The sequence below is a fragment of the Shigella sp. SIG3 genome, assembly GCF_053555855.1.
In genome coordinates this window covers 1-7799 of the sequence record NZ_JBQZXE010000149.1, presented here as the reverse complement: position 1 = coordinate 7799, position 7799 = coordinate 1, and the positions used below count along the sequence as shown (strand labels likewise).

Here is a 7799-nt window from a genome sequence, read left to right as displayed (position 1 = left end):
ATACCGCCACCACCGTGGTTACCGCCGCCGCCGTACTGAGGAACAACACCTGCCAGAGCGCTACCGGAGAATACGATTGCTGCAATTGCTGCTACTTTTAAAAGTTTCATGTAAAACCCCCATCGGATTGATTTAAAAGTCGAATGGTAATTAACGTTGTGTCACGCGAATTGCCATTTGCGACTGTCTCTGCACTACAATTGCCGTTTTTTGAGTACCATACTGTGTAATATTTGCTTTATTACCAGAACCTTTCTGGATAATCATCGCAGTATTACCATAAGCACCTTGCGAAATACTGGCATCGTTGGCACTGCCCGCCTGATCAATATATGCAAGGTTATAATCTCCTGTCTGGTCAATCTTTGCCCGATTGCTACTACCTTCTTGCGCAACAACCGCCAAAAGTTTTGAGCCTCCCTGCCGTAACTGAGCACTATTATTAGTCCCAGCTTGACCAATTATGGCTGCCTGATTAAATGAAGACTTACTCAATTCATTTACCGCGAAGTTATATTCTGAATTAGCTAAATCATAACCTGCTGCGGCTGCAATCCCAGGCGCACCCAGTATTGTTAACATCATAAATAACAATTTGTTTTTCATGTTGTCACCCTGGACCTGGTCGTACATTTAAGAAATTAAATCATTTCAACTTGGTTGTTAACGCAACCTGTATTTTGTTAACGCTGCGTTACGATGGAAAGTATGTCTGCGGAAATATTTTTAATAACTCACCCGCGCGTTGTATTTTTCTTTTTTTGTTCATACCAAAGTATTAAAACCCGCGTAAATACGCTGTTATCTACGCAAAAAATATTTTGTTTTCTCTTAAATCTCCGTTTTCCGCTATCAAAAATCACCAGACAGTCATTCTTCTTGCCCGTCGCTGATTGCTGCGATATGTCTTGCGCACAAGCCGTGACAAACCTCGTCTTTTTGCAGTAAAAAAATTGTCCACGGAGGTGTGGAGAAAAAACAAAAACGTTTTACATGACGAAAGGACTACACCGAAATATTTTTTATATGTATTATTAGTAAGTTAGCACCATTTGTATGATTTTTTAAAATTGTGCAATAAAAACCAAATGTACAACTTTTCTATCATTTCTAAACTTAATAAAACCTTAATGTTAACATTTTAATATAATGAGTTACATTTTGTTACATGTTTAACACTTGATTTAAGATTTGTAATGGCTAGATTGAAATCAGATGTAATCCATTAGTTTTATATTTTACCCATTTAGGGCTGATTTATTACTACACACAGCAGTGCAACATCTGTCAGTACTTCTGGTGCTTCTATTTTAGAGGCAGCTGTCAGGTGTGCGATCAATAAAAAAGCGGGGTTTCATCATGTTTAATGAAGTCCATAGTATTCATGGTCATACATTATTGTTGATCACTAAACCTTCTTTGCAGGCGACAGCTCTCTTGCAGCACCTTAAACAATCGCTAGCAATTACAGGAAAATTACATAATATTCAACGTTCTCTGGACGATATCTCTTCAGGCTCTATTATTCTTCTGGATATGATGGAAGCGGATAAAAAGCTTATCCATTATTGGCAGGATACTTTGAGCAGGAAAAACAACAATATCAAAATATTGTTGCTAAATACGCCTGAAGATTACCCGTACCGCGACATTGAAAACTGGCCTCATATCAACGGCGTTTTTTATGCCATGGAGGATCAAGAACGTGTTGTCAATGGGTTGCAAGGCGTCCTGCGTGGCGAATGCTACTTTACGCAAAAGCTTGCCAGTTACCTGATTACACATTCTGGTAACTATCGTTATAACAGCACGGAATCAGCCCTCCTTACTCATCGGGAAAAAGAGATCCTGAATAAGCTGCGTATCGGCGCGTCTAATAACGAGATCGCTCGTTCGTTGTTCATCAGCGAAAATACGGTTAAAACGCATCTTTATAATCTTTTCAAGAAGATAGCCGTAAAAAACCGGACACAAGCGGTTTCCTGGGCAAACGATAACCTCAGGCGATAAAGCCATGAAACGTTATTTACGCTGGATTGTGGCGGCAGAATTTCTGTTCGCCGCAGGGAATCTTCACGCCGTTGAGGTAGAAGTCCCGGGATTGTTAACTGACCATACTGTTTCATCTATTGGCCATGATTTTTACCGAGCCTTTAGTGATAAATGGGAAAGTGACTATACGGGTAACTTAACGATTAATGAAAGGCCCAGTGCACGATGGGGAAGCTGGATCACAATAACGGTCAATCAGGATGTTATTTTCCAGACTTTTTTATTCCCGTTGAAAAGAGACTTCGAGAAAACTGTCGTCTTTGCACTGATTCAAACTGAAGAAGCACTAAATCGTCGCCAGATAAATCAGGCGTTATTAAGTACGGGCGATTTGGCGCATGATGAATTCTAAATAAAAAATTGTTCGGAGGCTGCAATGCGTGTCAAACATGCAGTAGTTCTACTCATGCTTATTTCGCCATTAAGTTGGGCTGGAACCATGACTTTCCAGTTCCGTAATCCAAACTTTGGTGGTAACCCAAATAATGGCGCTTTTTTATTAAATAGCGCTCAGGCCCAAAACTCTTATAAAGATCCGAGCTATAACGATGACTTTGGTATTGAAACACCCTCAGCGTTAGATAACTTTACTCAGGCCATCCAGTCACAAATTTTAGGTGGGCTACTGTCGAATATTAATACCGGTAAACCGGGCCGCATGGTGACCAACGATTATATTGTTGATATTGCTAACCGCGATGGTCAATTGCAGTTGAACGTGACAGATCGTAAAACCGGACAAACCTCGACCATCCAGGTTTCGGTTTTACAAAATAACTCAACCGATTTTTAAGCCCCAGCTTCATAAGGAAAATAATCATGCAGCGCTTATTTCTTTTGGTTGCCGTCATGTTACTGAGCGGATGCTTAACCGCCCCGCCTAAAGAAGCCGCCAGACCGACATTAATGCCTCGTGCTCAGAGCTACAAAGATTTGACCCATCTGCCAGCGCCGACGGGTAAGATCTTTGTTTCGGTATACAACATTCAGGACGAAACCGGGCAATTTAAACCCTACCCGGCAAGTAACTTCTCCACTGCTGTTCCGCAAAGCGCCAGGGCTTACAAAACCTGCTTAACGAGCGCAAGGTTATTCGTGCGGCACAAGAAAACGGCACGGTTGCCATTAATAACCGAATCCCGCTGCAATCTTTAACGGCGGCAAATATTATGGTTGAAGGTTCGATTATTGGTTATGAAAGCAACGTTAAATCGGGCGGTGTTGGGGCAAGATATTTTGGGATCGGTGCAGACACGCAATACCAGCTCGATCAGATTGCCGTGAACCTGCGTGTCGTCAATGTGAGTACCGGTGAGATCCTCTCCTCGGTGAACACCAGTAAGACGATACTTTCCTATGAAGTTCAGGCCGGGGTTTTCCGCTTTATTGACTACCAGCGCTTGCTGGAAGGGGAAGTGGGTTACACCTCAAACGAACCCGTTATGCTGTGTCTGATGTCGGCTATCGAAACAGGGGTCATTTTCCTGATTAATGATGGTATCGACCGTGGTCTGTGGGATTTGCAAAATAAAGCAGAACGGCAGAATGACATTCTGGTGAAATACCGCCATATGTCGGTTCCACCGGAATCCTGACAGATAAAAATGCCGGAATTAATAATCCGGCATTTACTGTTTAAGCGAAAGCGTGAGTGCCCCTCACGCTTTATTTTTGATTTCCTGCTCACGGTGAGCCGTCTTTGCACTACGCGCCGCCAGCCACAGGCCGCTGTTTTTCATTGCGTAACCAAATACCAGCCCAAGCGCCAGCGAAGGTAACACCAGTTTCCAGTCACCCTGCCCGGCAAACGTCGCGCATGCGCCTATAAACGTCCCCGGAACAAATGAAAGCAGCAGCTGTTTGGCCTGAATACACATCAGAAACGCGACAATACCGGTTATGACATAACCGAGAATTTCCAGATGTGGTGCCAGTGCACTACCGTAAATAATGACCATCGCCCACACCACGCCACTAAGCAGGGTTGCAGCGGAGATCGCCAGCCCTTTCAGCCCACCTTGCGGGCAAGCAAAGTAGGCCGTACAGCCCAGGAAGCCCGCCCAGCTTAGTAAACCCAGGGAAACAGCCACCCATCCCCAGATACCGGAGAGAATGCCTGTTGTGATTGCAATAGAGAGAAGTATGTTCATGCCGCGCATGATAGCAGAAAACGCGGCCATGAATGAGATCGAGCACACATTTTATGCAACAACAAATTATCTGTTGCAGTTATGAGTGACGATGATCACATTTACTCTTCAGAATCTTCTTCCAGCTCGTCCCACATTGCACTAATGGCATCACGGGTTAGCGGTGCCATGGTGCGCCAGAAAGGCGTGGTTGCATGGGCCTCCACTTTGCCGAGGAACGCACCACACCAGGGTAACAGATACTCACTGAACAGTGTTTCCAGTGCTTCGCTCTCATCTTCCGTTGACTGATCTTCCAGCCAGGAAGCCGCAAGCAGCAATGTGCCGATGTGATCGGCTGGCGTATCCGCCAGTGGCATCCCTCGTTCGGAAAGAAAAGCGCGCACTTCCGCTTCCGTTGCGTCCTCAACCCATGCGCTACGATATGGCGGCACGGCACATTCATCGCCGATAAACAACGCATTGTAATCGGCAGAGACTTGCGTCATATCACAGCTTTTCTGTAAACGCGTCAGTAACTCATCCTGCTCCAGTGGCCAGTTCGCAGCCAGTTTCCCCTCACGAATCAGAGTAAACAGCGGCACCAGTAAAGGATCTTGCGGTTGGCGGTAATAGAGCGAACCCAGCACACGACAGAGGATAGAAAACTCGTTCATTAATATATTTCCATTACTAGTAATTAAAGGTCTGCAAATTCCGCAATCGGTGCCATACCGCGAGATTCAAGGAAGTTCAGTAAGCGGCGCGGAGAAACATTCAAAATGCGCTCTGGCGGAAAATCTACCGCGTCGAGGATTTTAAGACACTCTTCAAATTCCCCCATGGTAAACGCGGTGTGAGAATCCGAGCCTAATGCCACCCAACCTCCAGCATCACGTACCGCTGCAGCTACCGCACGACAGTTGTCTTCACTGCCCTTACGTGAGTGTAAAAATGAGGAATTATTGATTTCCAGCGCCACCTGATGTTTCGCGGCTGCTTCAGCAACGGCTTTAACATCTATTTCATATTTCGGATTTCCGGGATGGCTTATTATATGCACATTGCCGCTGGCGATAGTGGCGATCATCGCTTGTGTATTGGTCGCTTTGTCATGTGGCGCAAAAACCGGCTCATGAAAACCGGCAATAATCAGATCCAGCGAGTCAAACATTTTACCGCTGCAGTCAATTTCACCATCAACATTTTTAATGTTAGCTTCAATGCCGCGCAGGATCCCTACCCCATCAACCACTCGCGGCCAGATACGCATGTTAATGAAGTGCCAGTGATGCGGCGCATCTTCCATATCCGGGCCATGATCGGTGATCGCAAAAAGTTTAATGCCCTTTTGTTTGGCCTGGGCAATGTAATCACTCAATGTGCTATATGCATGTGTGCTGGCAACGGTATGCATATGAAGGTCGACGGGATACATAACTCTCTCCTGTATTCAATTCCCGCCAAGGATAGCAGGAATCCTGATGCTTTATTAGTAGCCGCGTGCGCGGTCGACTTGCCCGCAGACCCTCTCCCCTTTTTCGAGCTGGGCAATAGTGCGAGAAATGTACTCCACAGCTTCAGCGGGACGGGTAATCGCGGCGACATGTGGTGTTATCGTCACGCGTGGATGTTGCCAGAGCGGACTTTCAGGCGGTAAGGGTTCACGATTAAAAACATCCAGCATTGCGCCTTTAACTTTCCCGCTATCCAGCGCCGCGAGCAGGTCATCTTCCACAACATGAACACCACGCGCCAGGTTGAGGAGATACGCGCCATCAGGTAATTTTTCGAGTAATTGTTGATTAATAATGCCGACGGTTTCAGGGGTATTCGGTAACAAATTAATCAATACCCGACATTGGCTCAGAAATGCAGACAGTTCTTCCCGTCCGGCAAAGCTTTGCACGCCAGGCCACGATTTACGGGTTCGACTCCAGCAACGCAGCGGAAAGCGCTAGGTTTGCAGACTCTGAGCAACTTTACAGCCCAGTACGCCTGCGCCCAAAATGCCGATGGTAAAATCTTCCCGATGATATTCAGGCAGCGGTTGCCAATGCGAACTATTTTGCTGGATGCGATAATCATCAAAACGTCGAAACCAATGCAGCACCTGACTGACAGCATATTCCTGCATTTGCTCGCCCATACCGGTATCTTCCAGGCGAAAAAGTGGAACAGAAGGGTTCAGCATTTCAGGGTGTGCCTGTAGCTTGCTCAAAATAGAATCAACACCGGCCCCGAGTGCGAACACCGCTTTAAGATCGCGCCCTGCCAGCATTTCAACAGGAGGATGCCAGACTAAAACATAATCAGCAGAGTCATTATCTCCGCTTTTCCATGCCCTGACTCTTGCCTGAGGAATAGCTTTGCGCAGTGCCTCAATCCACCATTGGGTATCGAACGTTGGGTGATAAAAGATGATATCCATACTGACTCCCGAAAAGCGTTGTGCGAAATTTATTCGCACTTATCGTTATGATCTACAAAGGCCACCAGCATAACAAATCCGTGGTCGGTGGCAAAAAAAGCAGATTTCGCTTATTAAAACCACACATTGATTGAAGTTTGAATAAACGCGCGATTCTTTCAAAAAGTTTGTTGACCTCAGGTCATGATTTCCCTAAATTAGCGCCCGTTCCAGCAAGACAGGAACGACAATTTGGTGAGGTGTCCGAGTGGCTGAAGGAGCACGCCTGGAAAGTGTGTATACGGCAACGTATCGGGGGTTCGAATCCCCCCCTCACCGCCAGATTATAAGTGCATGTTATTGTTTAACATGCGCTTTTTTATTTTTCCTTCCAGACAGTATGCCATCGGGTATGCCATCTGAAACCGGTTTATATGCCCCGCGATCATATCTTATCGGACAATTTCCGATCTTTGAGCATACTGGCAAAGCTATACTGCCAGCATATCAGGATAGTGTTTTGCGATAATATCATTCAGTCTGTCAACCAGTTCTGGTTTTCTGAACGTGATATGCGCGGAGCCCTTCTTAAAGTATCTGATGCTGAACATCTCATCTTCATAGCTCTCTTTACCCTGAACAGACTGAATGTGATCATCCAGACGAAGGGTGATGTTTCCCCGGTTGTCGGGGATTGGTTTACCGCTGAACAGGTGCAACATTCTTTCCAGATCGGCGAGTCGGTCAGCCTGTTGTCCGGTGATAAGATGAAATCTATGGTCACCCCCGTTTTTGCAACACTGATTTTTGATTAATGGTTGGCTTGCTTAAATCTATCCGGCGTCTCTGTGGGCAAGGATGCCCGCGCCCCGATGAGTTCCGCACCTGATAATCCTAAAAATCCCCTCGGCTTCAGTGAGCCATTTCATCTGTTAGGTTTTTAATCAGGTCGATTTGCCGTTCATGTCATCAATAATCAGTCTTCGCAAAACCAGAAAGGTAACTTGTATCTTATTGTTTAAAATAAACTAATTGAGTTATATCAGCATCTATATCAGGCCTGATATTCTTTTTTCTGAGTAGTGATTGCCCAGGCAATTCGAGCCAGTTTATTTGCCAGAGCGCAGGTAACCACATTCGAATGCTTCTTGTTGAGTTGCTCCCGAACCCACTCAGCAAGTTTTCCATGCTTGCGTTCAAGTCGCATT

At 45.7% G+C, this 7799-nt stretch carries 7 protein-coding genes, 1 tRNA gene and 5 pseudogenes; 5 read left to right on the top strand and 8 right to left on the bottom strand.

All coding sequences use genetic code 11. The features are described 5' to 3' along the window. Window positions 1–110, bottom strand: a pseudogene (locus ACUU1I_RS18430) (curli major subunit CsgA); the annotation flags it as partial. Between the two features lie 40 nt (window positions 111–150). Beyond that, on the bottom strand, window positions 151–606 hold the full coding sequence (gene csgB / locus ACUU1I_RS18425; protein WP_000791650.1) for a curli minor subunit CsgB: 456 nt from the start codon (window positions 604–606) through the stop codon (window positions 151–153). A 753-nt stretch (window positions 607–1359) separates the two neighbouring features. Between csgB and csgD the strand changes: the two genes are divergently transcribed. The 4 genes and pseudogenes from csgD (at window position 1360) to ACUU1I_RS18405 (ending at window position 3647) form a co-directional block, all read left to right on the top strand. Next, window positions 1360–2010: a biofilm master transcriptional regulator CsgD gene (gene csgD, locus ACUU1I_RS18420; protein ID WP_000481500.1), complete on the top strand. Its 651-nt coding sequence runs from the start codon at window positions 1360–1362 to the stop codon at window positions 2008–2010. Between the two features lie 4 nt (window positions 2011–2014). After that, a complete protein-coding gene (gene csgE, locus ACUU1I_RS18415) occupies window positions 2015–2404 on the top strand; it encodes a curli production assembly/transport protein CsgE (RefSeq protein WP_000833288.1) in 390 nt (129 codons plus the stop codon). Window positions 2405–2428: 24 nt separating this feature from the next. Continuing rightward, window positions 2429–2845 (top strand): curli production assembly/transport protein CsgF, encoded by a 417-nt coding sequence (gene csgF, locus ACUU1I_RS18410; RefSeq protein WP_001264090.1) that lies wholly within the window; start codon window positions 2429–2431, stop codon window positions 2843–2845. A gap of 26 nt (window positions 2846–2871) precedes the next feature. Then, window positions 2872–3647: pseudogene (locus ACUU1I_RS18405) on the top strand (CsgG/HfaB family protein). Window positions 3648–3710: 63 nt separating this feature from the next. On the opposite strand, the gene ACUU1I_RS18400 reads toward ACUU1I_RS18405, so the two are convergent. The 4 genes and pseudogenes from ACUU1I_RS18400 to ghrA form a co-directional block, all read right to left on the bottom strand. Continuing rightward, a complete protein-coding gene (locus ACUU1I_RS18400; protein ID WP_001297187.1) occupies window positions 3711–4202 on the bottom strand; it encodes a DUF1097 domain-containing protein in 492 nt (163 codons plus the stop codon). A 101-nt stretch (window positions 4203–4303) separates the two neighbouring features. Beyond that, window positions 4304–4858, bottom strand: coding sequence for a molecular chaperone YcdY (gene ycdY, locus ACUU1I_RS18395; protein ID WP_001001917.1), 555 nt, complete (start codon window positions 4856–4858; stop codon window positions 4304–4306). Window positions 4859–4881: 23 nt separating this feature from the next. Then, on the bottom strand, window positions 4882–5619 hold the full coding sequence (ycdX, locus tag ACUU1I_RS18390) for a zinc-binding phosphatase (RefSeq protein WP_000283664.1): 738 nt from the start codon (window positions 5617–5619) through the stop codon (window positions 4882–4884). A gap of 54 nt (window positions 5620–5673) precedes the next feature. Further along, window positions 5674–6612: pseudogene (gene ghrA / locus ACUU1I_RS18385) on the bottom strand (glyoxylate/hydroxypyruvate reductase GhrA). Window positions 6613–6845: 233 nt separating this feature from the next. Between ghrA and ACUU1I_RS18380 the strand changes: the two are divergent. Beyond that, window positions 6846–6933: transfer RNA gene (locus tag ACUU1I_RS18380), tRNA-Ser, on the top strand. A gap of 149 nt (window positions 6934–7082) precedes the next feature. Here the strand turns inward: ACUU1I_RS18380 and ACUU1I_RS18375 are convergent. Together ACUU1I_RS18375 and ACUU1I_RS18370 are read right to left on the bottom strand one after the other, a co-directional pair. After that, window positions 7083–7364, bottom strand: a pseudogene (locus ACUU1I_RS18375) (DUF4942 domain-containing protein); the annotation flags it as partial. A gap of 281 nt (window positions 7365–7645) precedes the next feature. Further along, window positions 7646–7799: pseudogene (locus tag ACUU1I_RS18370) on the bottom strand (IS110 family transposase); the annotation flags it as partial.